This is a genomic window from Lutibacter litoralis, from assembly GCF_014646675.1.
GTDB classification, from domain to species: domain Bacteria; phylum Bacteroidota; class Bacteroidia; order Flavobacteriales; family Flavobacteriaceae; genus Lutibacter; species Lutibacter litoralis.
Window position 1 is genome coordinate 361,382 of the sequence record NZ_BMNS01000001.1, and the last position, 25,766, is coordinate 387,147.

Sequence of the window (25,766 nt, forward strand, 5' to 3'; positions counted from 1 at the left end):
AAGCAAGCAATATGAAAAGTTTACAACTACATAGCAAGTCATTCAATGCGATTCTAATCGATTTTACCAGTGACCTTCGCATCAGAAATTACAACCCTAAAGCTGTTTACAACAACCCCAACCATATAAGAGAGTTCCTACATTATCTGGAAGCAAAAGGTCATGAAAACTTAGCTGGGGTGACTACCAAACTAGTTACAGCCTATTATAAATACCTATCTACTCGTAAAAATCTAACTCGTGGTGGTGCACTAAGTAATTCGTCACTGAATAAGCATCAAAATGCATTACATCAGTTCTTGAGCTATCTAAAAAACAACGGTGCTAAAATAAACTTTGGTGTGCATCTTAAAAATGAAAAGCCCAATACCATCGATGTAAAAGATATCCTAACCCAAAAGGAAACACTGGACCTATTTGATGCTTGTGAGTATTCACATGTTTCACAGCGTTTTAGATTGCGTGATAAAGCCATCTTAGTAGTATTGTATTCTTGTGGTCTTAGAAGAAATGAAGCGGTTGGACTCAACATATCGGATGTGGATTTTGATAAAAGACAACTCTATATTCGTAATGGCTCTAGAAATAAAAGACGTGAAATACCCTATGTTTCCGTAAACGATTTTAATCTTCAGATACTAAAAGAGTATTTAGAAAACGCTAGACCACAGTTCTATTTAGCTGACCAATCCGAATCTTTGTTTATAAATAAAAATGGTGGTAGCCTTAAAGGTATGAGCTTTGCAAATAGGCTAAGCGCTATTGTAAAAGCTAGTGAAAATGAAGCTATCATCGAAAAAAAGATATCACCACATAATTTACGTCATAGCGTTGCTACGCATCTATTACAAAATGGTATGCCTATTGAAAAAGTAAAAGAATTCCTAGGTCATAAGTCCTTAGAATCCACACAAATCTATGTGCATATAATCGAGCAACTAGATGCTTGATAGTTTCGAGGCATATCTAACTATCAATTGCTATACAGCTGATACCATAGATACTTATCTAGGTTCAGTTGGTAAGTTTCTTATCTGGTGCTCACAAAAGGATTATGACCCTGAACAAATGACTTACCGACAATGCACCGAATATTTCAATACCCTAAAAGCTGTAACCACCAAAAAAGGTACGCCCTATCGTGGTGTTACCATCCGAAATTATATAGGTGCTATCAAGCTATATTTTACATACCTAGTTTTTGAAGATATTAGAAACCTAAACCCTATTGAGGATTTTGATTACTTAACTGATAAAGATTTTAATCATAACCTATTAACCAAATCTGAGCTAAGAAATTTATACATATGCTTTCCTACACTTGATATCCAACATCCGAGCTGTCCATCGGTGGCAATTCGGGACAAGGTCATAACGGGTCTATGTGTATTTCAAGGTTTAAATTCCAGTGCGCTTAAAAGCCTGAACGTGGACCATGTGGACCTTGATAAACGTAAAATTCGAATCCCTGGTACTAACAGAACCAACACTAGAGTTTTAGCGTTAAATGAGTACCAATTAGCCCATTTAAGCAGCTATATCAGCCATCACAGAGCAGAACTTCAAAACAAGATAAACTGCTATTCAGAGAGCTTATTCATGGTGAATTCCAATCGCTTATCTTGTATCATAAACCCACTAGGTAGAAAGCTTAGAGCACTAAACTACAAAGTCACCAACCTTAAGCAAATCCGTGCTTCGGTCATCACCATTTGGTTGCAACAATACGATTTAAGAAAAGTGCAGATTATGGCTGGTCATAAGCATATCACCTCCACTGAAAGTTATAAAAAGTCGAACCCTGATGCGCTTCGCTCAGCTGCAGATGTGTATCACTTGATGCGGTAATCTAGTTCTTTTTAGCAAATAGTATTTTGCTTGGTGATACCACTGGAAGAATTATGTTATTCATGTTAGTTGCAGCTAATCGTTGATAAATAATTCCTCTTGCAGTTGAAAAACTTATCCCTATTAATGTGGAAATGAATATTCCAGAAAAAACTAATTCACTATCCTCTTTTAATTCGTAGAAGTGACTCAAATCTTTGACCTTATAATGAAAATCAATATTAAAAAGAGCCTTAAATTCATTACTAGAACTTTTACTACCAATGTTGATAACCAGTCCAATCTTTACCCGTTCATCTTCTAAGTTATGTGATATACTATGAGCAACGTTTAAGTGAAAGTCTATCTTGTCAAGTTTTTTAGAATCAGTGATATCGCTTTCAAGTATATTGATGTGAAAGAGATTAATGTTTTCAGGTATTATCTTAGAATCTTTCATGACTACATTGCGTTGTCATATTCACCTTCAGGACAACCAGTGCTAACATTAGACTCTTGGTAATCATTTATAGCATCATTAAGATTGCCTTTTATCACACCAAGATAAACATATTTCTTTTCTGGAATTGGTTGAATATTTGGAACAACGTTTAGTATATTTTCACCAAGAACAGTTTCCATCTTGTCAATGCTTTTCATCGTTAGATTATGCGTTCCTGATAGCCATTTTGTTATCTCAGAAGGCCTCTTTCCAAGCATCTCTGCAAAAGCGGTTCTTGTGATATTCTTTTCCTTAAGAATGTAGGATACTCTATTTGCAATAGCTAGATTCCTCTTAACTAATCGAGAAATTTTAGGGTCGCCATTATCATTTAGCCAGTTATCAATTATATTTTCTTTTGGGAATTTCATATTTAAAAATAGATTATTAAATCTTCGTTATAACTTATTTCAGTCCAATTATCATTCCAATTTATATCGCCTTCAATAAAAGCGGTATTAATGGCTTTGGTTAGTTTATTTGCTAATTTAAAATGTGGTTTGACATTTGGGCAATTTTGTGCTTTTCTATCGGTCTTAATATCACCATTAAATAAAAATACTACGCTTTCATTTGCTCTTAAGCAGTATAACCTTAGACTATTTGCTTTTTTCTTTCCGTATTCAGTGTATTGAGGTTTTCTGCTGATTCCTTGTGGAGGCAGCGCTGAAGTATCTGCTGTTTCTCCTTCTGGTCTAAAATAATCTGTTCGTGCACCATAATTATTTCCTATTTCTTTTAACCAATTTAAAATATGGTCTAATTTGTTTTTATTCTCTGTTGTATGATTTTTAACAAAATCCTCAAATAGTGAGGTGTCTCCATCGTCAATACTAACAGAATAATAGCTAACTTTTTTGTATTGAGCTATTGGTTTTATATGTGCAAAGGTATTCACTTATAAGTTAAATTGCAAATTTATTTTCACTTTTAAGTGAAAAGATGTTTTATTGAAATATTCAACGACATCAAAAATACAACTTCACATTAAACTTTATCTAAAAAATATTTTGGACTTATCAACAATATTTTACAATGTTAATTATTGTGGTAAACCCGTAATTTCGTTACAATTGAATTCATTAATTTTATCTGTTTTCTTATCCTATTTAACTAGGATTAAAAACTAATTATATCTAAATTTGATTTAGCATTACGTTCTTTAAAATAATTGCTTGAAATTGAAAGCTAGGTAATAAAATAGAAATAATGATATAGCTCTTTTTTCTTAGCAGTGTAGTACTCATTTGGATTATGAAACTGTTGGTAAAAACGGAGGAATGTTGATGGTCACCGCTTCTGGAACTGCAGTAAAAATTTAATATACAAAAAGCTATAAAACATAAAACCTGTACAAATTGTACAGGTTTTTTTTATATTCTAAAATATATAAACTACTTTTTGTCTTCTACTTTCTTTTTATCTTCTTCTCCATCTTCTTCTTGAGTAGCTTTTTTAAATTCCTTAATTCCACCACCTAAGCCTTTCATTAATTCTGGTATTTTCTTTCCTCCAAACAATAATAACACTAAAACAACAATTACTGCAATTTGCCAAGGTCCAACCATTCCTAAAAATATATTTAATGCATTCATAATTTTAAATTTTGAGTTACAAATATAGTAATTAATTCAAAACCCAACTTTATTATAATTTAGTTTTAGTTTTTATCTTTAATTACACCGCCAATAACTTTTTTAGTTTTAAGTACTTCGGGAGTTCCTTTATAGTAAATATTACCACCAAAACGCACTTTAGCATCTAAAATTTCGCTGGTTTTAACTTCTACATTTGCTCCGGAAGCTGAAGTAACTATGGTTTGTTTACTTTGCAATTCAAATGCGTTGTAGATACCTCCTGTTGTTGCTTCAATATTCTGATTTTCTGTAACTCCAGTTAATTCTATAATACCACCAGAAACTGATTTTACCGTTAAATGTTTTGTATCAACTGCTAAATAAATTTTAGCTCCTTCTTGTACTTTAACTACTATATGTTGCTGTTTTATCGTAGCATCAGAAAAAATTGTACCACCTTCATTAGCGTCTAAAACGTCAATATTTTTATTATAATACAATACAATTTTCACATCCTCAGCAGTAAAACTATCTGGAAAATGCAAACGAATTTTAAGTACACCATTTGCATTTTTTATGGAAACATCTTTAGATTGCGAACCTGTTATTTCAATTTTTGAAGTTTCACTTTGTTGCAATTCAACCGTTAAACCGTTATAGACTTTTACGGTATGAAAATCGCCTAATTTTGTTGTAATTTTTTCTTGTGCAAAACCAACTGTGGTAATTAACACAATTAATACTAATAATTTTTTCATGGTATGTTATTGTTTTTTTAATTATAACTTTTTATTAAAACAATAATTGTGCCTTTTAAGTTAATTATTTCTCAATCTTATCTAATAATGTAAAATCTAAATGTTTTCGTTCTAAATCGGTATGTTTTACTTTTATTAAAACGTGGTCTCCAAGTTGGTATAAATTTTTGGTTGATTGCCCAACTAAAGCATATTGTTTTTCATCGTATAAATAATAATCGTCTTTTATTTCACGAATTCGCACCATTCCCTCACATTTATTTTCAATAATTTCAACATAAATTCCCCATTCGGTTACACCAGAAATTACACCTTCAAACTCTTGATCTTTATGATCTTCCATATATTTCACCTGCATATATTTTATAGAATCTCGTTCCGCTTTTGAAGCTAGGTATTCTTGTTCAGATGAATGTTTACATTTCTCTTCATAAGGTTCTGCTTTTGGAGATTTTCCACCTTCTAAGTAATGTTGTAACAACCTATGTGTCATTACATCTGGATAACGACGAATTGGTGATGTAAAATGACTGTAATAATCAAATGCTAAACCATAATGTCCAATATTATCTGTTGTATAAACAGCTTTACTCATAGAACGTACGGCTAGCGTTTCAATAAGATTTGCTTCACCTTTACCATGTACATCTTGCAATAATTGGTTTAATGAAGAAGAAGTTGTTTTCTTATTTTTTAAGTCAATTTTATTTTTATAACCAAACTTACTTACAATAGTTTGAAGCGACATTAATTTATCTTCATTGGGTTCATCATGAATTCTATAAATAAACGTATTTTTACTTGGAACACCTTTTTTTGTTCCAATAAATTCAGCCACTTTTCGGTTTGCTAACAACATAAATTCTTCAATTAGTTTGTTAGCATCTTTAGATTCTTTAAAAAATACGCCTATAGGTTCTGCTTTTTCATTTAAATTAAATTTAACCTCTACTCTATCAAAAGTAATTGCACCTTTCTGTAGACGCTTTTTACGCATTATTTTTGCAAGTTTGTCTAACTTTAAAATAGCAGTTACAATTTCTGGTGCTACTTTATAACTTTCACCTGAAATTGATATATCTGCTGAAACTTTATTCTCTTTTGTTTCAATAATTTCTTGCGCTTCTTCATAGCTAAAACGTTTATCAGAATAAGTTATAGTTCTACCAAACCATTCTTTCAACACATGACCTTTTTCATTCATTTCAAAAACAGCAGAAAATGTTAATTTTTCTTCATTTGGACGTAAAGAACATACTCCATTTGATAACACTTCTGGTAACATTGGTACTACTCTGTCTACTAAATAAACCGAGGTTGCTCTGTGGTATGCTTCCTTTTCTAAAATAGTATTTTCTTGCACATAATGTGAAACATCTGCAATATGAATTCCTATTTCATAATTTCCATTTTCTAATTCTTCAAAAGACAAAGCATCATCAAAATCTTTTGCATCTTTTGGATCTATGGTAAAGGTTAAATCTTTTCGCATATCTCTACGTTTTGCAATTTCTTCATCGGTAATTTCAAAAGAAATTTTACCTGCTTCAGCTTCTACATTTTCTGGAAATTTATAAGGTAAACCGTATTCTAATAATATAGAATGAATTTCTGTTTCGTGATCTCCTGGCATTCCTAAAATTTCTAAAACTTCTCCAAATGGATTTTTAGAATTTCCAGGCCAATCTGTCAATTTTGCTAATACTTTTACACCATCTTCAGCGCCTTTTAATTTGTTTTTTGGAATAAATAAATCAGCATACATTTTTGGATCATCAGCAACTAAAAAACCAAAGTTTTTGTTTAATTGTAGTACACCAACAAATTCGGTTTTTGCACGTTTTATAATCTCAACAACATCTCCTTCTTCTTTTTTATTATTTCTACGGTTGTATAAGTAAATTTTAACGGTATCTTTATCTAAAGCTCTGTTTAAATTACGCGCTGGTATGTAAATATCGTGCTCTAATTCATCGCAAATAAAATAAGCATTTCCATTTGTGGTCGCGTCTAATATTCCTGTGTAGTATTTATCTTTTGGAACAACTTTAAATTTTCCTCTCTCAATTTCCTCAACTTTTTGTTGTCCCTTTAATTCTTCTAACTTTTGAATTATTTGATTACGTCCATTAGCATCAGTAATATCTAATTTTGCTGCAATTTGTTTATAATTTAAAGAATTTCCATCCTTATTTAAAAGTTGTAATATTTTTCTTGTTAAATCCTTAATAATATTTCCTTTCTTTTTGTAATTCGATTTTCTGTTCGACATTTATTTTTATTTAATTGATACCAAAAGTACAAATAATTAGAGTTCTACTAAGTTAATAATAAGTTATATAAATAACAATTTGTATTTTGGTACTTTTTTAAAATATTTTAAATGAACAAAAAATGGTTTGTTATTGTAAATCCTACTTCAGGAAACGGAGCTTCTAGAAAGAAATGGCCTTTAATTTTTAATGAATTAAAACAACAACAATTTAATTTTGAATTTACTATAACTACTCATAAATATCACGCCGAAAATTTGGTACAAAATGCTATTAATAAAGGTTTTAAAAAATTTATTTGTATTGGTGGCGATGGTACTTTACACGCAATTGTAAACGGTATTTTAAGTGTAAATACTGAAAATATTTCTACTTCACTCAATAACCTATCTGAAATAAAAATAGGAATTATACCAATTGGAACCGGAAACGATTGGGTTAAAACGTATACTATTTCTAAAAATTACAAAGAAGCTATTAAAATAATAAAAGCAGAGCATACCAAAAAGCAAGATATTGGAAAAATTACATTAATACCTAAAAATAAAGTTTTTTACTTTAATAATTTAGCAGGCATTGGGTTTGATGGTTTTGTTGTTAATAAAGTTCATAAATTTAAAAATTTAGGTTCTTTAGCTTATTTATCGGGTGCTTTGGTAAGTTTATTTAGTTATAAAAAACCATTGCTCGAAATTACTTTTAATTCTAAAGTTTTAAAAAGTAAGACGCTGTTATTATTTGTTGGAATTTGTAAATATTGTGCTGGTGGAATGCAATTAACAAAAAATCCGAATCCTACAAATGGACTTTTTGATATTACATTTGTAAAAAATATTACCTTATTTCAAATTATTGCTAATATTCCAGGATTATTTAATGGTAAAATTATAGAACATAAAATTGTTAAAAATTATAAAAGTAATCACCTAAAAATTAAAGTTTTAGATAATCAAGAAACATTTATTCAAGCGGATGGAGAATTGATTGGATCTGGAGATTTTATAGTAAACTTACTTCCAAAAGCACTCTCTTTTATTGTACCTAAATAACAAAAGTTAAAATTTTCTTAATTTTTTTGTAACAAAACCTAATTTATTTCGTCTTTATTAATATAGAACATCATATTAATGAAACGATTATATAAAATAATTATCTTATTTCTACTTATATTTTTTATAGGAATTTTCTTCACTTTAAAAAGTATTAATAGTTCGTTTGCTTCAGAAGATAGTATAGAAACGGTTACTTTACCAACCAACGTTTTAAAACTTTCTATTAAGTTATAATTATACATTTAAAATAAATTGTTTTAAACTGTTTAAAATCCACTCTTATTTAAATTCCAAAAACTATTTAATTCAATTAAACTTTATTTAGGTAAATTATAAATTGATTATTAAATAATGTTATCAACATATATATATATTATAAAAAATAATTTTAAGAATTTTAAAAAAAATTGTTTGTTATTATAGTCTGTTAATATGTGCAATAACTAATTGAATTATAATTTTGAAATATCACTTATTAAAAATAACTAACAAGTTATATATTTTTAATAGCTTAAAAATCAATTAAATTATATAGGTTATCAACAGTGTGTTAATATTGTTAATTAACCAGTTTGTTGAATAACATTTTACTAAAAAAATGTTTATAACAGATTAATAAATGTTCATAACTCAATATTAAAAATCAATAAATAAATTTGGTTAAGAAAAGTAAATTTTAGCATTAGCTTTTTTAATTTATATATCAAAAAAAAGTTTTCTTTTTTAAGTATAAACTTATTCACATTGTTAGTAAAATTTAAAACAGTTGTAAATCAATCTTTTAAAAAATACTATTAACAATTACTTTTTTTACTGTTAATAAGCGTGAATTTGTACTTTTGCAATCTAACTTATTAACAAAAATATTAATTATGGTAATTGCAATTGGTAACGATCACGCTGGAACAGCTTATAAATTCGAAATTATTAAATTTTTAGAAAGTAAAGGTATAAAAGTTTTAAACTTTGGAACCGATTCAGAAAATAGTATGGATTATCCAGATGCTATTCATCCAGTAGCGAATGCAGTAGAAAGTGGAGAAGCCACTTTTGGAATTATTTTATGTGGAAGCGGAAATGGAGCACAAATGACAGCTAATAAACACCAAGGAATCCGTGCTGCACTATGTTGGAATAACGAATTAGTTGAACTTACACGTTTACATAATAATTCAAATATACTAAGTATTCCTGCTCGTTTTGTCTCTTTACAGCAAGCGTTAAGTTTTGTAGAAATATTTTTAAACACTCCTTTTGAAGGAGGAAGACATCAAAATAGAGTAGCTAAAATACCAACTAAAAATTGTTAAATAATTTGTAATAAAAATGGGTCATAACCGTAGTCATCATCATCCAAAAATAACGGGTAAAAATTTATTAATTTCAATTGTATTAAATATTATTATTACAGTTGCGCAATTAATAGGTGGATTTATTTCAGGAAGTTTAGCTTTAATTTCGGATGCAGTTCATAATTTTTCAGATGTTATTTCTTTAATTATCAGTTATGCAGCTAATTTACTTGCGAATAAAAAGAAACGTACAAAGAAATATACTTTTGGTTATAAACGTGCAGAAATTATTGCAGCATTTATTAATGCAACTTCGTTAATTATTGTAGGTTTATTTTTAGGATATGAAGCAATTATACGTTTTACTGATACCGTAGAAATTAAATCTAATTTAGTTATTTGGTTAGCACTTTTAGGAATTTTAGTAAACGGTTTTAGTGTTGTTTTACTTAAAAAAGATGCTACACATAATATGAATATGAAATCGGCTTATTTACATTTATTAGTTGATATGCTAACATCTGTAGCCGTTTTTATTGGAGGTTTATTAATGAAGTACTATCAAATTTATTGGATAGACGCACTGTTAACGTTACTTATTTCTATTTATTTAATTTATATAAGTTGGGAAATATTATTAAAATCGATTAGAATATTAATGCTTTTTGCACCAGAACATATTAAAATTGATGATGTTGCAAATGAAGTTTTAAAAGTTAAAGGAATTAAAAATATTCATCATGTTCATATTTGGCAATTAAATGATGCAGGTAGTCATTTAGAAGCACATATAGAATTTACAGAAGATATAAAACTCTCTGAATTTGATGTTATTTGTGAAAAAATAGAAAAAAAGCTCCTCGAAAAATTTCAAATCAATCACTGTAATTTTCAACCAGAATTTATTAGAGATGATAAAAAAGATTTAATAAATCAAGATTAATTATGCTTCAAATTCAAGTTAAAACCTTTGCTGAATTAACAAAAGAAGAACTGTATCAAATTTTACAATTACGAAGTGAGGTTTTTGTTGTTGAGCAAGATTGTGTATACCAAGATATAGATTATAAAGATCAAAAGGCTATCCATGTTTTAGGTTTTAAAAACAATAAAATTATTGCATATACTAGAGTTTTTAAACCAGGTGATTATTTTAATGAAGCCAGCATTGGTAGGGTAGTAGTTGCAGAAAAGGAACGGAAATTTAAGTACGGATATTCCATTATGGAAGCATCTATTGAAGCAATTTCAACGTATTTTAATGAAACTACTATAAAAATTTCAGCGCAAACTTATTTAAAAAAGTTTTACAATTCTCTAGGTTTTATTCAAACAGGAGATGATTATTTAGAAGATGGAATTCCGCATATTGCAATGCTTAAAAATTAATTAATGAACAATCCGAAAATTAAAATAAATAACGTTAAAAACTTAGCGAACGATCATTATAAATTAGATAAAGTAAATTTTGATTTTAAGACTAAAAATGGTTCTTGGCAAAATCAAAATAGAGAATGTTATGATAGAGGAGATGGCGCTTGTGTTTTATTATACAATCCATTAAAAAAAACGGTAATTCTTACTAAACAATTTAGAATGCCTAGTTATTTAAATGGAAACGATGATGGAATGATGTTAGAAGTTTGTGCAGGTTTATTAGATGCACAAGATCCAATAACTTGTATTAAAAATGAAGCCGAAGAAGAAACAGGATATAAAATTAACAATCCTAAAAAAGTATTTGAAATCTACTCAACTCCAGGAGCAGTAACAGAGAAAATACATTATTTTATTGCAGAGTATTCCGATGCTATGAAAATTTCTGAAGGTGGTGGTTTAGAAAAAGAAACAGAAGAAATTGAAGTGATAGAATTTAATTTTGAAGAAAGTTTAGAACTAATTTCAACAGGTAAAATTTGTGATGCTAAAACAGTAATTTTATTACAATATGCTAAGATTAATAAGTTGGTTTAACTAAAAATACTCTTTAATTGCTTTTGCAACGCCATCATTTTTATTAGTATCAGTTACAGCATCCGCAACTTTTAAAACTTCGTAATTCGCGTTTCCTACAGCAACACCTAAACCCACAGCTTTTAACATTTCAATATCGTTGTAATTATCACCAAAAGCAACTACATTATTCATAGAAAGTGTTGGATAGCAATGTTTTAAAAGAACATCAATAGCAGTTTTTTTAGAAATATCTTTATGTGAAATTTCAATATAAGTTTCCTTAGAACGATACAATAGTATTTCATTAGAAAATTTTTTTTCTAATGATTTATACAATATATCAATTTCAGTTTCATCGCCCATACACATTATTTTATGTGCACCCTTTTCTTCATTATTCCAAGCATTTAAAACTTCAATATTAGATTTTACAACAGGAGTTACTTTGGTATTATTTTCTTCTCTTTTTGCCCAATAATCCATTGCTGGAACATACCACTCATCTGCATGAAACAAACTTAAATGTATAGAAGTATGTGTGCATTGGTTAATTATTTCTGCCAATACACTATTTTTAATATATGTAGAATGTAAAACTTCATTATTATTTAAAATTAATCCACCATTATAAGCAACTAAAGGTGTTTTTTCATTTTTAAATTCTCTTTGTAAATGGCGCATTCCATTTGGCATACGCGATGAAATTAACACAAACGGAATATTAGAAACACGTTGTACCTGTTCTATAGTAGTTTTAGATAGTGCTCTATCCTTATTTAACAATGTACCATCTATATCTGTACAAATTAATTGGTAACTCATGGGTGTTTTTATAAAAATATCGGCAAACTTAAGTATTTTAGCTATGTAATAATACTGATATTTAAATAATTAACGAAATCGATAGAATTACTATATTTAGCTGATTTTTAACTAAAAATTTATATTAAATCTAATAGTGTACCTTTGCCAACTTATAAAAAACAAATGATATTTAAAGATTTAAACATTATAGAGCCAATTTTAAAAGCGCTCCAAGAAGAAGGTTATACACATCCAACACCAATTCAGGAACAAGCAATTCCAATATTAATAAATAGAAAAGATTTATTAGGCTGTGCACAAACAGGTACTGGTAAAACAGCTGCTTTTACAATACCAATTTTACAGCATTTATATAACAGTAAAGGAGATTCAAAAGGAAAACGAAAAATAAAATCGTTAATAGTAACTCCAACTAGAGAATTAGCCATACAAATTAACGAGAGTATTACCAGTTATGGAAAATACACAGGATTAAAAAATGTAGTTATTTTTGGTGGTGTAAAGCAAGGCGGACAAACTGATGCTTTAAGAAGAGGAACCGATATTTTAGTGGCAACTCCGGGTAGATTGTTAGATTTAATTTCACAGGGTTTTATTAGTTTACAAGACATTAAATATTTTGTATTAGACGAAGCAGACCAAATGTTGGATATGGGTTTTATTCACGATATTAAAAAAATTATTGCAAAATTACCTTTTAAAAGACAATCACTTTTTTTCTCAGCAACAATGCCTCCAGCAATTGCTGAACTTTCTAGTACTATTTTAAAAGAACATGAAAGAATAACTATTAAACCAAAACAAGCCACTGCAGAAAAAGTAGAACAAGCTGTTTATTTTGTTAGTAAACCTAATAAAACAAAATTATTAATTCATTTAATTGAAGAAAATCCAGAAGCATCAATTTTGGTATTTTCTAGAACAAAACACGGAGCTGATAAAATTGTTCGTTTGTTAACAAAAGCACATATAAAATCAGCAGCCATCCACGGAAATAAATCTCAAGGAGCTCGTCAAAGAGCTTTAGGAAACTTTAAAAAAGGAGAATTAAATATTTTAATTGCAACAGATATTGCCGCAAGAGGTATTGATGTTGAAGAATTAAGCTTGGTAATTAATTACGATTTGCCTAATATTCCAGAAACCTATGTTCATAGAATTGGTAGAACGGGTCGTGCAAAAGCAAGTGGAATTGCATTGTCTTTTTGTAATCAAGAAGAAAAAGCATATTTAAAAGATATTCAGAAATTAATAAATCAACAAATTCCTTTAGTTGAAGAGCATCCATTTCCTTTAGATGAAAATGAAGAAGTTCCTTTAGCTCCAAAACCTTCTAAAAATCAACGTAAAAAATCAAAACGTAGAGCAGAACATAAACCAAAAGAAGGAGAAAATATGAGCAAACCAAAACGAAAGAAATATTATCCTAGAAAAAGAGGATAGGTTTTATTTAAAAGAGGTTGTTTTAAAATTTTAAAACAACCTCTTTTAACTTTTGTGGAGAAGATGGGAGTCGAACCCACTACCTCTTGACTGCCAGTCACGTATTAATACTATTTGCTTATTGTTGAATTTCTTTTAACATCTTATAAAATCAATACTGTAAAGGGTTTTGTATTAATTGTTATTTATCGTTGTTATGATATTAATTTGATATTTTGGGGGCAAATTGGGGGCAAATGATTATTTTTGTATTTAAACTATAATTATGGAGTTCACTATTTCAATAAAATTAGACACCAGGAGAGAGAAAGAAAATGGCTTATATCCTGTTAAATTAAGACTGTATTCCAAAACTTTAAGAGATAGAAAAATTTACAGTTTAGGAACTGATTTAAGTATAAAGGATTTCCAGGAGATTTGGATTGAGGGGCAAAACAAAAGTTTTAGAGGAAAAAAAAGAGACTTACAAATTCAATTAAAAAAGTACGAATCCAGAGCACTTGATGAAGCTGCAAAAATTGAGCCTTTTAGCTTTGAGCAATTTGAAAAAAACTATTTCAGAAAATCAACGGACTCAATCAATGTATTTTATCACTTTGAAAAAATCATTAAAGAAAACATCCAAAATAATAAAATAGGAACCTCAGAAAGTTACAAATACACTTTGAAATCATTGAAAGCCTTTGCGAATGATAAAAGAAATACTGAATTAACAAAACTCTCATTTTCTGCAATAACTCCAGAATGGCTTCAAAAATATGAGGATTTTATGCTGTTGAATGGTAAAAGCATTACAACTGTTGGTATTTTTACCAGGATGCTCAGAACTGTTTTTAATATAGCTATTCATAATAAGGAAATAAGCAACGAAATTTACCCTTTTGGAAAAAGAAAATACCAGATTCCAGAGTCTAAAACTGTAAAAAAAGCACTCAATAAGCAGCAGTTAAAAGTATTTTTCGACTCTAAGCCTCAAACCATTGAACAGGAGAAAGCAAAAGATTTCTGGTTCTTTAGTTATGCATGCAGTGGAATAAATTTAAAAGATATTTGTCTCCTAAAGTATGAGGATTTAAACAATGGAAAATTTTCATATTACAGAGCGAAAACTTTTGCAAAAACCAGGCAGAAAACCAAAATGAGGTTCATTTAAATGACTTTGCAAAGAGTATTATTGAGAAATATGGAACCAATGACCAGGATAATTATATTTTCCCTGTAATGTCAAAAAAAGCAGCAGCTGGAGTCAATTACAAAAAATATAAAAACTTCAATCGATATGTAAACCAACATATTAAAAAATTAGCGGAATTAAATAACCTCCCTGGAGAAATTTCTTACTATTGGGCGAGGCATTCATTTGCAACCAATTCAATCCGAAAAGGAGCCTCAATGGAGTTTATTAGTGAGGCTCTTAATCATAGTGACCTTAATGTTACAAAGGGCTATTTTGCTGGATTTGAAGATGAAACTAAAAAGGAGTTTGCTGATAAATTAATGGAGTTTTAATTAAATATTTATAAACTCATCTGTTTTAGAATTGTTTTGATTTTCAAACTGATTTTTAAAAGCTTGTGCTGCTGTTAATTTTGCAGCTCCTCCAGCTCCTGGGTTCTTAGTTGGTTTTGATAACTCAAAAAAACCTTTCCAGCCCTCGTTTATTGATTGCTGAATTATCTCAACTGCTGTTTTCTCATCTCCTCCAGAGATTTTTTCTAATTTTGCCAGAGCTCCATTTTCTGAAATTTCAGATTTGTATTTAAAACCAAATTCTTTTGATTTATAAACTTTCCAGAGTTGCCATTGAGTTTTAAAAATTTCAGATTCAAAAGGAAATAAAACCCCTTTGTTTTTATTTAAATTTTCATTTATATTATTATTTAAATTTTCATTTACATTCTTATTAAGGGTTTTTTGGGTTTCTAAATTACCCACTGGGTTTTTTGGGTTTACTTGGGTTTTAGTGTTTTTTTTTGGTCTCCCTCCTTTTGCTCCATTAACTCTATTTCTCTGAACAAATGAAGTTTCATATTTTTCATGCATATTGTCGAGCTGTTTTCTTATAAAATTCCAAATAGGCAAAACAAAATCATTTTTGCAAATTTGCTCATCATCGTAATCATAATTTACAAATAAACCCCAAAAATAAAGCTGGTTTTCTGGAGATAGGCTTTGTACCAATAAAGCCCAGTCCTTTAAAAAAATTACTGAATTTCTATTTTTGGACATCCTCAAATAAATTAAATTGGTTAGTTTTTTGCAGTAAATCAAATTCACTCCAAACATCTTTATTGGTTGAAATAAATTGAACATTAGAGCTCCCAGTTGTAGGGCATCTGTCAATTGTAACAACTTTTAACAGGCCATTACTCTCCAGATATGATTTTATCTCACAAATATATTTATGAGGGATTTTGGTCATTTTTGAAGCTGTTGCTGCTGTTGTGGTTTCATTTTTAAAAAACTCATAAATCCTATTACGATATTCATCTCTAAAAACTTTAGCTGAATAAGGCAATCCGAAAGATTTACAAATTTTTGGCTGCTCCAATACATCAATATATGGAGCCCCATGAACATATTCTTTAAGCCTAGAGAATTTATTCGAATTGTAGTTTTTAGATTTTCTCATCTTACAACATTTATATTTTTGACAAATGTTGTTCAGACTCCTCCTCTATTTCTAAAACAGTTTTTAATCTCCCATCCTTAAGCCACTCATCAATATCATTTTTATAAAAAAACCATTTTTTTCCTTTTTTATGTCCTGGGATTTTCCCTTGAGATAATTTCAAGTAAAGAGTTGATTTTGCTGGTCTGTCTGGTAAATACTGACACAACTCATCTAAATCAAACCACTCTGCTTTATCTGGAGAGCTTTGTTGGTTCTTTAATGCTTTTTTTACTGAGGATTCAATAAGCGAAATAAACTCCTCCTGACTGAATCCAAATGCATTTATTTGTCTCATTTTAGAATTTTTTTAGAGTTCATATTCTTTTTAAAATCCAGGATTTCTTTTTTATTAAAATACCATCTTGGGAAAATTGTTGGAACAGCTTTTATTCGACCTAGGATTTGCATGCGGTCTATTGTCCCACGTGAACAGTTTAAGATTTTTGCAGCCTCCTCAGCTGTAATTGTGTTTTTTGAAATTTCCATTGTCTAATGAAATAAAATTAAAGAATAGAGCCGTTAGCCCTTATTTTTTGTAACTATTTTATTTTGTAGATTGAACCAGGTCTGGCTCTTTTGATTTTGTAGTTGAGAATTACATCTCTGGAGCAAATTTAAAATTAATTATTAGATTTATTATGATAATTAATTGAAACGTTATTAACAATAATGTATTTTTATACTATGAAAGGAGTTGAATTATTTCTGTATTGTGTTGAAAAAAAATATATCTCTAAAAAAGACAGAGAATATAATCAAACATTATACACCCTATCAATGCACCTGGGGGCGGATTTTTTCCCTCTCCTGGAGAAAGCTGAGAGAGAAAATAAAAGGCTTTGTATTGTTGACAATCCAGAGCTTATAATAAATGACCAATATACTCTGGAGGATGTTATTATGATTTAACAAAAAAATCAATTTCAAAAAGTGCTATAATCGACATTATGCTAAATAGACCATAAAAATGGTTAAAAACATTTAAAGTTAGTCCTTTAATTTTTATCAATTGGTGATGATTTTTTAATAGGGATAGTTAAAATGTTTGTATCGGGAATGTATATATATTCTACATCCAATAGCCCATTATTTTCCTCAAGAATCGCTAAATCTCTTTTAATATCTTCAATAGGTGTTTTTAATTGATTTTGGTCATTATAATTCAACGGGTTACTCATATCAACTATTGGTAAGTATCTATAAATTTTAGTCCTTTTTCTCATACCAGAAATATCAATAAATAGTTTGAGACTTTGTGGAAGAACAATTCCATCAATTGAAATGTAGACATTAGCCAATACTACGTTGTTATCAATAACATTAATAATTACTTTTTCAATTATTTGAAGATAAACCATTCGCAATTTTACTCTATCTTTTTTATAGCTTTTAAGAAGTTTACTTGTTGTTTCAAGATTAGACCTCGTTAAAAGAGCTTCCTTGGTGAGAATTAGTTTATTTTTTGCTTTAGAAAGTCTTTTTTTAGAGTTGTTAAGCTCATTATAAAGTATATCTAGTTCTTCTTCTAATCTTTGAACTTTGTTTGTTTGACCCTTTCCTTCAGCTTTAATTTGAAGCTTTAAAGCACCATCAATATTCAAGTCAAGCTCTGTAATATATCGTTTTGTTGTTTTTATAATTTCCTGAAGCGAGTCCAATTCATTTTCCAATCGCTTTTTTATTTCATCTTTGTTGTTTATGTATTTTAGGATTGAATCACTATCAATTATTTCGTTAAAAATAGCAGATTCAAGGAGGCTAATATTTACACCAACATTCCCGCAGTTCCCGTTCCTTTTTAAACGACTTGAACAGATGTATACTTTGTCACCGTTTGATGTAGGTTTATATTTAGCGAAATAGTTTCGACCACATATTCCACAAACTATTTTGTCTTTAAGCAAGTAAGTATACTCGGTAAGGTAATTCCTATGAGATTTTGTTTTTCTGACTTCCATGCACTCATCCCAGAGTTCAGGTACAATAATTGTGTCTGGTAGTTTTAGGTCTATCAGCAATGGTTCTTTCCCCTTTTTTCTATTTTCTTTACCACCCCAATATCGTCTTTTACCTTTGTAAATAGGGTTTAACAAGATGTCATTAACTGTTTTATCACTCCATATAACTTCGCTTCCTAACTTGCCAGTATGTTTGTTCAATACATCACTGCCAAATGATTTGTGAGCTCTGGTTTTAATACCATCCTTATGATTATTAAGTGTGTTGGCAATTACTTTTGTTCCTTTCCCAGATTTGTATAAGTCGAAAATTAATTGAACGTACTGAGCTTCATCATAATCAATTTCTAACATTTTGTTTTTCCCAACTTTAAATCCGTATGGTTTGAATTTACCACCACCGACCTTACCAGCTTTAATTCCAGATAAAATACCACTTTTGCTTCTCTGTTTTAAAGTTCTAACTTCTTCATCAGCAAGATTAATCATTATGTCTACAACAATTTTTCCTAATGTGTTGAGAGTTCCATCTGGCTCAAGTAGCCAAATACCCCCTTTTTGAATAAACAAATTTACTTTAGAATCTTCAAATACGTTAAGTACTTCTCTGACTTTACGAGGGCTTCTTCCTAGTCTACTTATTTCAGTAATGTAAATGCATTTATAATAAGAATTATCACTTTCAATTTTGCTAATCAATTTGAATAATTCTTCTCTGTCATCTTTATAACCAGATTTCTTCTCTTTGTAGATGTCTACATTTTCAATTTCTTCATCTTTGAGCCCATGATATTTAGCAACAGTTTTTAAATCTTCAATTTGCCTCTTGTAATCTTGAGTTTTTTCAGTACTGACTCTAACGTAAAAAGCATATTTAGGCATAATATTTTTTTATAAATATACGCCACCTATTTTAGATGTGCAAGCTCATTTGCAGTATGGTGTGATAGATGTTCATTGGTGGTGAAATAAAATGTAGCGAATCTAAAAAAAAACTGCACCACCATACCCCACCACCAAAATATTTTAGTGTGATTTAATTCCGTAAGTAATTGATTGTTAGATGGTTTGAAGAATAGAGAACGAAGTCCTTTCATGACTGCCAGTCAAGCGCTCTAGCCAGATGAGCTACATCCCCATAAATCGAATCTGTCAATTTTATATAGTTTCTTTTTTATTTAATAAAAAAACATCAACTATAAGTTACACAAATATATATATTTTAGCCGAATAACGTGCAACTAAAACCACTTGCATAAAAATAACTTTAAACTTTATTAAAATCAATTTTAGTTCATTTATTATGTTAATTTTAAGTGCTTAACATTCATCTTTTAGATAATTATCTTTAAACGAAGTGTTTAAATTGAAGCAGCTAATTTTTTTTAAAAACTCTTGTTTTTTTCTAATTTTTTAACTTATAATTAATAAATTGTAAACTCTGTTCATTTTGAGCTAGAATAACATTGTTTAACCGATAAGTATAATGAATACAACTAATTTATTTAGTATCAAGCTGCTTTTATTAAGCATGTTTATTTCTGTTTCAACAGGATATTGTCAGGTTAAACGGGAAACAAAAACCGAAAACTTTCAAATTAAATTTAAAAATAAAAAGGAGAAAGGAAAAATTTCTACTCAGCTAGAGCTGGCATTGTCTATTTATAAAGACAATAATCCAGAAGCACTAGAATTATCAAAATCTGCTTTAAAAACCTCTTTAAAAACTAAAAATAAATTTCAGGAAATGAGTTCTTATTATGTTCTTGGAAAGATAACTGCGGATTTTGATAGCCTTAAGACATCAGAACAATATTATAATAAGGCATTACAATTATCGGAAGAAATTGGAGAGCATTGGTACAGAGGTGAAATCTTATACGGAATTGGTCTAAGATATTATTATACAGGTGATTATATTAATGCAATTGAAAATTTTACAAGGGCAATACAATTTTGTCATTTTACCGAAAACTTTAAAACTAGTGGTGCTGCCTATTCCATGTTAGGAACTGTATTTCGTATAAATGGAATTTATGATAGAGCTATAGAATATTTTATTAAATCTGGGTTAAACTATAAAAAAGCAAATTATTCGGAAGGAGATGCTTGGGTATCCTATTTAATGGGGAGAGTTTATGCTGATTTAAAGAATCCAAAAAAAGCATTAGCATATTATCAAGAATCTTTAAAAAATTATAAAGAGATAGCTTCCATTACTGGAGAAATTACTGGAAAAGTTATTTGCTACGAACAAATTGCCTTGGTAAACTTAGAATCTGGAAATTTGGAAGTAGCATTCGAGAATATTAATGATTTATTAAAAATACAATTAGAGAAGAATTCTAAATATGGTATGTCTAATGCTTATTCTTTGTTAGGAAGGGCTAATTATTTAAAAGGTAATTATGAAGAGGCCGAATTGTATTTAGATAAATCATTGAAATTAAAAAAAGAAACTAAAAACTTTATTGGTTTACCAATCATTTATGAATACTTAGGACTTTGTCTAATAGAAAAAGGTAATTTAAAAGAAGGTTTTAGGCAAATAAATAGGGGGCTAGAATTAGCCATACTAAACAACCAGAAAAAAATTCAATTAGACATTTATGCCAAATTATCTGAAGTTTATTTGAATTTAAATAATCTTGAAAAGGCTGTTATTAACCAAAAGAAGTTAATTGAAACTCAAAATGATATATTTTTTGGTGTAGCTAGTATAAAAATGGAACAAATGCAGGCGTTTTATGAAATTGATGAAAAAAATCAGCAGTTAACAGAGCTAGAAAACCAAAACAAAATAAATGAGATAAAAATTAAACAGCAAAGAACTTACCAGCTTATGATGACATTTGGAGTTCTAATTGCAATTTTAATTATTATAACCATATATGTTCTCTACAAAAAATTAAGTTATAAAAACAATGAATTAGAAGCTTCAAATACTACTAAAAATAAACTTTTTTCTATAATATCACATGATTTAAAAGGGCCAATTGGCACTGCTAATGAATTACTTGGAATTCTTTTAGAAGAAACCAAGAATAAAAACATAGAAAAAGTCGAAAAATTTGTTCCAATAATACATCAAAGTATGAGTGAAACATATATTTTATTGGACAATCTTTTGCAATGGGCGCGTTCTCAAAATAAAAAAATAAAGATTAAATATGAAGTACTGAATTTAAACAAAATAGTAAATAGTACGCTGAATTCGATCTCTAATCAAGCTGAAAGAAAAAATATTGATATTAGTGTAAATATTGATAAAAATATTAATGTTAATGCAGATTTTACAATGTTAAAAGCTATTCTAAGAAACTTAATATCAAATGCAATTAAGTTTACAAATGAAGATGGAGAAATTTCAATAAAAGCAGTTCAAAAGGATAACTTAACGAAGGTTTGTGTAAAAGATAATGGAATCGGAATTTCAACGGAAGCTGCAAAAAAAATGTTTCTAGTCAATACAAATTTAAGTAAAAAAGGTACTACAGGTGAAAAAGGCACTGGGCTAGGCTTAGTATTATGTAAAGATTTTGTAAAATTGCATAAAGGTAAAATTTGGGTAGAAAGTATTTTAAATGAGGGTAGCTCATTCTATTTTACCATTCCTAATTAAGTTATTCTGTATAACATACCTAGTCAATTTTTATCTCTCGAAGAGTATGTTCTAACATCCACTTTAAACTTACTTGTACTTTTCCTTAGAGATATTTTACGAAATTAAATTTTAGTATAAAAATTATCTAAATAGAACGATTTAAAGGGTTATTTTGGGTTTCTAAACAGATGGAAGTTCATTCCAATTAGAAATAATAAAAATGATTATTTCTTTTTATTTTTAACATAAATAAGTTTAAAACGTCCACTAGTTCTGTCGCGTTGCTCAATTTCAAACTGAGGTAACGATTTAAACAAAGGTGTTAGTTTTTGAAAACCAAAATTACGGGCATCAAAATTAGGTTGTTTTTTTAAAATTAGAGAGCCAACATCTCCCATAAATGCCCAACCGTCGTCATCTGCAGCATCATCAACAGAGTGTTGTAAAAGTTTAATTACTTTTGGTGTAATTTTATCTATATTTTCCTTTTTAGAAGTTGTTTTTCCATTTTCGCTATCATCATCACTTGTATCTAAAATTTCTAAATAAATAAATTTATCACAAGCCACAATAAACGGATCTGGTGTTTTCTTTTCTCCAATTCCATAAACAACTAAACCTTCTTCGCGTAATCTGGTTGCTAATTTAGTAAAATCACTATCTGAAGAAACCAAACAAAATCCATTTACTTTTTCAGAATATAATATATCCATGGCATCAATTATCATAGCAGAATCTGTAGCATTTTTGCCTGTAGTATAACCATATTGTTGAATTGGAGTTATTGCATTTTCTAGCAAAATAGCTTTCCATTTAGATAGATGAGGTTTAGTCCAGTCACCATAAATACGTTTTACAGTAGGTGTACCATATTTGGTAATTTCCTGCATCATTTCTTTTATATATCTCGAAGGAATGTTATCGCCATCTATTAAAACGGCTAGTTTAATGTCTTTTATCATAATTGTTAAATGTACGGAAATTATTCATTAATATTTTATACTTTTAAATGCTTTTTTAAACAACCAAAACTACAGGTTAATTTATTAAAACCAAACAAAGCGATATTTAAAAAATGGATTATAATAACATTATAAACACAATATATTTTTCTTTAGAAAAGTTAAAAAAGAACGGAGAAGTTGCTACTTATATTCCTGAACTTGCCAAAGTAGATCCTAATAAATTTGGTGTACATATTACAACCATAGACCATCAACATTTTAGTATTGGAGATGCTAACGAAAAATTTTCTATACAAAGTATTGCTAAAGTTTTATCGTTAACATTAGTATATAAAAAAGTAGGCGAAAAAATATGGGAACGTGTTGGAGTTGAGCCTTCCGGAACTGCTTTTAATTCTTTAGTACAATTAGAATACGATAAAGGAATACCAAGAAATCCATTAATAAATGCTGGAGCAATTGTAATTTGCGATATTTTAGTAAGTTCTTTTAAAGATCCAAAAACCGAATTTTTAACCTTTTTAAGAGCTATTTCTGGAAATACTTCAATAGATTTTTGTGCTAGAATTGCCGAATCTGAAAAACAAACTGGTTATAAAAATGTGGCGTTAATTAATTTAATGAAATCTTTTAATAATATTAAAAATGATATTGATGTAGTGATGGATTTTTACTATAATTTATGCTCTATTGAAATGACTTGCAAAGAATTATCGCGTACGTTTTTGTTTTTAACTACCGATGGAATAGATCCAATTAGTAATAAAAAAATAATTTCAGAAAGCAAGTCTAAACGTATCAATGCCATTATGCAACTATGTGGTTTTTACGATGAGGCCGGAGAGTTTGCTTTTAAGGTTGGTTTACCAGGTAAAAGTGGAGTAGGAGGCGGTATTGTTGCTATTCATCCAAATCAATATAGTATTGCGGTTTGGAGTCCGAGGTTAAATAAAAAAGGAAATTCTAAAAAAGGAATGAAATTTTTAGAACAATTTACAACTAAAACACAATTATCGATCTTTTAGAAGTTAAAGACTTTTTAAAACAGATAATAATGCATAAATTACATACAAATTTAAAAAAGTAATATGGAAAAAGATGAACAATTTATAGATTTTTATACTGGATCTGAAATTATGATAATGGGTCTTAGAAAACGTTTAGAAGCAGTTGGTGTATTTGGAATGATGCAAAACGATTTTAACTCTGGAAATCTTGCAGGGTTTGTTGGAGGATCACCAAATACAGTGCGATTTAAAATCAGAGCAAAAGATGTTGAAAAAGCACAACCAATATTAGAAGAATATTTGAATTTAGAAGACAACGAGTAAATAGCCAACTATTAAATACTTAGTTTTTATGTAATTAATTTTTTTTTGATAATTATAATATCTTAAATATTTTAAATTTACTTAGTAGTACAATAAAAAAATTACTTTTATATTAACTTTTACAGTTAAATTTTAGAGGATAAACGTATATAATATGAACATATAAGAGAGTTGCAAAATATTACGAAATAAAAAAATAGTTAAGAATAAAGATGAAAACCTCATAAAATATGTTTGACATTGATAAAGGTTTAAAAGGCACATTAGTTCATCATAAACCTTTGAATAATTTGCAATTAAAAAGATTGTTACTAATTTTTGATGAGCTTCATTTTACTCCTCCAGAGGATAATATACACTTTCTAGAAAAAGGAGCAATTTGCTACAGATATCAAATCGAAAAAGACCGAAAGATTTTATACAGTTTAGATGGTCACGACCTTCTAAAAAAATATAGTCACTTAAAAGAACCTGAAGTACCCAAAGATAGTCTTGCAATCGCAAGTGTTTTAAGAATAGCTCAAAACTCGAAATTATACCCTTTTGACCCAATAATATTAACTGATGTTTTACCTTATTTTAAAGGTCAAGAATTTCAAAAAAAAGAAGAAAGGTTATTTGAAAAATTTGAAAAAGCAATAAACAAAGATCATATAAAAATTATAGATTACAAAAGCACTGATTTTTATTTGAAAAATGCTATTCCATTGAAAATAGCATATGACTATGATGTTAATGATTCTAATTCAATTGATATTGTAAAACCTCTGTTTGTAGATAAAATAACAAAATCTCCAAATATGTTTTTCCCGAGCCCTTCATTTCCTGAACGTACTGATTTTAAATACTTTCCAAGGGTAGAATACAATTCAAAATTTAGAAATAATAAGGATAACTTGAAATATGATTATGAAAGACAATTTTTCAGTGTTATTGCTAAAGTAAATAAAAAATTAGCTCTTGCTGAAAAATTCAACCTAATTCCAATTATAATCGATGATAGCATACATAATTACTATCAACATAAAATTGGAAAGTCTAAAAAAAATAGTGATGTAGATTTTAATAATGAGTGGAATATTTCAAATGATTATAAATTAATGAATTTAAATAATTTACTTTTTAAATCTTCAAACATTTTCATTTCTGATAACCAATTAAGCCAAATTTCAATTTCGGAAATCCTTAATTATAAAGAAAGATGTATCAATGAACTTCACAAGTTAAGAAAAGGGATTTTTCCAGAAATTAATAATATAGTCAACACCAATTTTGATTTTAATGATCTTAAAGAAATCAATAGATTAATCGGAAAAAAAATAATACCCGAATTTCATAAGTATCAAGAACTACAAAATAGTATTCTTGCAAAAACTGTAAAAACTACAATAAAATATTCTGTTGGAGTAGGCTCCGCATATTTTGGGTTTGCTCAAGGTCTTTCACCTTTATTAATTTCTCTATTAAGTGGAGCAAGTCCATTACTTGCAGATGATATTTTAAAATTATCAGATAAATTTAAGGATAAAAGAAAAAGTAAATATGAGAACACGTTTTCATATTTTTTAAATTTAAACAAACATAAATAGAAAAACTACCTGCAAACAACCAAATGAATTGATAAAATAACATTTTGCAACAACTGGTATAAAAAATTGCTAAATCCAACAAAATAGAATGGTTTTAAAATATAAATAACTTAAATTTAAACATCGGAAAATTACGTTTC

29 protein-coding genes are annotated in these 25,766 nt (G+C 28.7%); 15 read left to right on the plus strand and 14 right to left on the minus strand.

Annotation, left to right across the window (positions count from 1 at the left end):
- Window positions 1-11 precede the first annotated feature (11 nt).
- Together IEW75_RS01555 and IEW75_RS01560 are read left to right on the plus strand one after the other, a co-directional pair.
- Window positions 12-950, plus strand: coding sequence for a tyrosine-type recombinase/integrase (locus IEW75_RS01555; protein WP_134248281.1), 939 nt, complete (start codon window positions 12-14; stop codon window positions 948-950).
- The gene (locus IEW75_RS01560; RefSeq protein ID WP_134248282.1) at window positions 943-1,848 is read left to right on the plus strand and encodes a tyrosine-type recombinase/integrase; all 906 of its coding nucleotides are present in this window, start codon (window positions 943-945) and stop codon (window positions 1,846-1,848) included. The genes IEW75_RS01555 and IEW75_RS01560 overlap by 8 nt, the downstream gene beginning before the upstream one ends.
- A 1-nt stretch (window position 1,849) precedes the next feature.
- On the opposite strand, the gene IEW75_RS01565 is transcribed toward IEW75_RS01560, so the two are convergent.
- The 6 genes from IEW75_RS01565 to rnr all read right to left on the minus strand — a co-directional run bounded on the left by IEW75_RS01565 (window position 1,850) and on the right by rnr (window position 6,936).
- Window positions 1,850-2,287, minus strand: coding sequence for a hypothetical protein (locus IEW75_RS01565; RefSeq protein ID WP_134248283.1), 438 nt, complete (start codon window positions 2,285-2,287; stop codon window positions 1,850-1,852).
- 2 nt (window positions 2,288-2,289) lie between these two features.
- The gene (locus IEW75_RS01570) at window positions 2,290-2,700 is read right to left on the minus strand and encodes a helix-turn-helix domain-containing protein (protein ID WP_134248284.1); all 411 of its coding nucleotides are present in this window, start codon (window positions 2,698-2,700) and stop codon (window positions 2,290-2,292) included.
- 2 nt (window positions 2,701-2,702) lie between these two features.
- Window positions 2,703-3,227 carry a hypothetical protein gene (locus IEW75_RS01575; protein WP_134248285.1) on the minus strand — a complete coding sequence of 175 codons (525 nt, stop codon included), beginning with the start codon at window positions 3,225-3,227 and terminating at the stop codon, window positions 2,703-2,705.
- Window positions 3,228-3,723: 496 nt separating this feature from the next.
- Complete coding sequence (gene tatA, locus IEW75_RS01585) at window positions 3,724-3,924, minus strand: twin-arginine translocase TatA/TatE family subunit (protein WP_134248286.1); 201 nt, start codon at window positions 3,922-3,924, stop codon at window positions 3,724-3,726.
- 65 nt (window positions 3,925-3,989) lie between these two features.
- Entirely contained in the window at window positions 3,990-4,664 is a 675-nt protein-coding gene (locus tag IEW75_RS01590; protein ID WP_134248287.1) for a head GIN domain-containing protein, read from the minus strand.
- Between the two features lie 64 nt (window positions 4,665-4,728).
- Window positions 4,729-6,936 (minus strand): ribonuclease R, encoded by a 2,208-nt coding sequence (gene rnr, locus IEW75_RS01595; RefSeq protein WP_134248288.1) that lies wholly within the window; start codon window positions 6,934-6,936, stop codon window positions 4,729-4,731.
- 111 nt (window positions 6,937-7,047) lie between these two features.
- On the opposite strand from rnr, the gene IEW75_RS01600 reads away from it, so the two are divergent.
- Window positions 7,048-7,986: a diacylglycerol/lipid kinase family protein gene (locus IEW75_RS01600; RefSeq protein WP_134248289.1), complete on the plus strand. Its 939-nt coding sequence runs from the start codon at window positions 7,048-7,050 to the stop codon at window positions 7,984-7,986.
- Between the two features lie 38 nt (window positions 7,987-8,024).
- Here IEW75_RS01600 and IEW75_RS01605 read toward each other — a convergent pair whose 3' ends face one another.
- Window positions 8,025-8,231 (minus strand): hypothetical protein, encoded by a 207-nt coding sequence (locus IEW75_RS01605; RefSeq protein WP_134248290.1) that lies wholly within the window; start codon window positions 8,229-8,231, stop codon window positions 8,025-8,027.
- A 630-nt stretch (window positions 8,232-8,861) separates the two neighbouring features.
- Between IEW75_RS01605 and rpiB the strand changes: the two genes are divergently transcribed.
- The 4 genes from rpiB to IEW75_RS01625 are packed head-to-tail and all read left to right on the plus strand — an operon-like array spanning window position 8,862 to window position 11,255.
- On the plus strand, window positions 8,862-9,299 hold the full coding sequence (rpiB, locus tag IEW75_RS01610) for a ribose 5-phosphate isomerase B (protein ID WP_134248291.1): 438 nt from the start codon (window positions 8,862-8,864) through the stop codon (window positions 9,297-9,299).
- A 16-nt stretch (window positions 9,300-9,315) separates the two neighbouring features.
- The gene (locus IEW75_RS01615) at window positions 9,316-10,224 is read left to right on the plus strand and encodes a cation diffusion facilitator family transporter (protein ID WP_134248292.1); all 909 of its coding nucleotides are present in this window, start codon (window positions 9,316-9,318) and stop codon (window positions 10,222-10,224) included.
- Window positions 10,225-10,226: 2 nt separating this feature from the next.
- Entirely contained in the window at window positions 10,227-10,670 is a 444-nt protein-coding gene (locus IEW75_RS01620) for a GNAT family N-acetyltransferase (RefSeq protein ID WP_134248293.1), read from the plus strand.
- Window positions 10,671-10,673: 3 nt separating this feature from the next.
- The gene (locus IEW75_RS01625) at window positions 10,674-11,255 is read left to right on the plus strand and encodes an NUDIX domain-containing protein (protein WP_134248294.1); all 582 of its coding nucleotides are present in this window, start codon (window positions 10,674-10,676) and stop codon (window positions 11,253-11,255) included.
- On the opposite strand, the gene IEW75_RS01630 is transcribed toward IEW75_RS01625, so the two are convergent.
- The gene (locus IEW75_RS01630; RefSeq protein WP_134248295.1) at window positions 11,256-12,059 is read right to left on the minus strand and encodes an HAD family hydrolase; all 804 of its coding nucleotides are present in this window, start codon (window positions 12,057-12,059) and stop codon (window positions 11,256-11,258) included.
- Between the two features lie 165 nt (window positions 12,060-12,224).
- On the opposite strand from IEW75_RS01630, the gene IEW75_RS01635 reads away from it, so the two are divergent.
- The 3 genes from IEW75_RS01635 to IEW75_RS01645 all read left to right on the plus strand — a co-directional run bounded on the left by IEW75_RS01635 (window position 12,225) and on the right by IEW75_RS01645 (window position 15,014).
- Window positions 12,225-13,505 carry a DEAD/DEAH box helicase gene (locus IEW75_RS01635; RefSeq protein WP_134248296.1) on the plus strand — a complete coding sequence of 427 codons (1,281 nt, stop codon included), beginning with the start codon at window positions 12,225-12,227 and terminating at the stop codon, window positions 13,503-13,505.
- A 265-nt stretch (window positions 13,506-13,770) separates the two neighbouring features.
- Window positions 13,771-14,658 carry a phage integrase SAM-like domain-containing protein gene (locus IEW75_RS01640; RefSeq protein ID WP_134248297.1) on the plus strand — a complete coding sequence of 296 codons (888 nt, stop codon included), beginning with the start codon at window positions 13,771-13,773 and terminating at the stop codon, window positions 14,656-14,658.
- Between the two features lie 20 nt (window positions 14,659-14,678).
- On the plus strand, window positions 14,679-15,014 hold the full coding sequence (locus IEW75_RS01645; protein WP_229714380.1) for a tyrosine-type recombinase/integrase: 336 nt from the start codon (window positions 14,679-14,681) through the stop codon (window positions 15,012-15,014).
- Here IEW75_RS01645 and IEW75_RS01650 read toward each other — a convergent pair whose 3' ends face one another.
- Genes IEW75_RS01650 through IEW75_RS15995 form a run of 4 tightly spaced genes read right to left on the minus strand, consistent with a single transcriptional unit; the run spans window position 15,015 to window position 16,665 of the window.
- On the minus strand, window positions 15,015-15,734 hold the full coding sequence (locus IEW75_RS01650; RefSeq protein ID WP_134248299.1) for a phage replication initiator YdaU family protein: 720 nt from the start codon (window positions 15,732-15,734) through the stop codon (window positions 15,015-15,017).
- Window positions 15,721-16,137 carry a hypothetical protein gene (locus tag IEW75_RS01655; protein WP_134248300.1) on the minus strand — a complete coding sequence of 139 codons (417 nt, stop codon included), beginning with the start codon at window positions 16,135-16,137 and terminating at the stop codon, window positions 15,721-15,723. Before IEW75_RS01655 ends, IEW75_RS01650 begins: the two co-directional genes overlap by 14 nt.
- Window positions 16,138-16,147: 10 nt before the next feature.
- The gene (locus tag IEW75_RS01660; RefSeq protein ID WP_134248301.1) at window positions 16,148-16,474 is read right to left on the minus strand and encodes a helix-turn-helix domain-containing protein; all 327 of its coding nucleotides are present in this window, start codon (window positions 16,472-16,474) and stop codon (window positions 16,148-16,150) included.
- Window positions 16,471-16,665 carry a helix-turn-helix domain-containing protein gene (locus IEW75_RS15995; protein WP_134248302.1) on the minus strand — a complete coding sequence of 65 codons (195 nt, stop codon included), beginning with the start codon at window positions 16,663-16,665 and terminating at the stop codon, window positions 16,471-16,473. Before IEW75_RS15995 ends, IEW75_RS01660 begins: the two co-directional genes overlap by 4 nt.
- A gap of 198 nt (window positions 16,666-16,863) precedes the next feature.
- Here IEW75_RS15995 and IEW75_RS01670 point away from each other — a divergent pair, with 198 nt between their 5' ends.
- Entirely contained in the window at window positions 16,864-17,088 is a 225-nt protein-coding gene (locus tag IEW75_RS01670; RefSeq protein ID WP_134248303.1) for a hypothetical protein, read from the plus strand.
- A gap of 86 nt (window positions 17,089-17,174) precedes the next feature.
- Here IEW75_RS01670 and IEW75_RS01675 read toward each other — a convergent pair whose 3' ends face one another.
- Complete coding sequence (locus tag IEW75_RS01675; RefSeq protein WP_134248304.1) at window positions 17,175-19,019, minus strand: recombinase family protein; 1,845 nt, start codon at window positions 19,017-19,019, stop codon at window positions 17,175-17,177.
- A gap of 604 nt (window positions 19,020-19,623) precedes the next feature.
- Here IEW75_RS01675 and IEW75_RS01680 point away from each other — a divergent pair.
- A complete protein-coding gene (locus tag IEW75_RS01680) occupies window positions 19,624-21,759 on the plus strand; it encodes an ATP-binding protein (RefSeq protein WP_134248305.1) in 2,136 nt (711 codons plus the stop codon).
- A 206-nt stretch (window positions 21,760-21,965) separates the two neighbouring features.
- On the opposite strand, the gene IEW75_RS01685 is transcribed toward IEW75_RS01680, so the two are convergent.
- Entirely contained in the window at window positions 21,966-22,703 is a 738-nt protein-coding gene (locus IEW75_RS01685) for an NYN domain-containing protein (protein ID WP_134248306.1), read from the minus strand.
- Between the two features lie 113 nt (window positions 22,704-22,816).
- Here IEW75_RS01685 and IEW75_RS01690 point away from each other — a divergent pair, with 113 nt between their 5' ends.
- The 3 genes from IEW75_RS01690 (at window position 22,817) to IEW75_RS01700 (ending at window position 25,626) form a co-directional block, all read left to right on the plus strand.
- Complete coding sequence (locus IEW75_RS01690) at window positions 22,817-23,731, plus strand: glutaminase (RefSeq protein ID WP_134248307.1); 915 nt, start codon at window positions 22,817-22,819, stop codon at window positions 23,729-23,731.
- A gap of 63 nt (window positions 23,732-23,794) precedes the next feature.
- Window positions 23,795-24,037: a DUF2007 domain-containing protein gene (locus tag IEW75_RS01695; protein ID WP_134248308.1), complete on the plus strand. Its 243-nt coding sequence runs from the start codon at window positions 23,795-23,797 to the stop codon at window positions 24,035-24,037.
- Window positions 24,038-24,267: 230 nt separating this feature from the next.
- A complete protein-coding gene (locus IEW75_RS01700; RefSeq protein ID WP_134248309.1) occupies window positions 24,268-25,626 on the plus strand; it encodes a hypothetical protein in 1,359 nt (452 codons plus the stop codon).
- The last annotated feature ends 140 nt before the right edge of the window (window positions 25,627-25,766 follow it).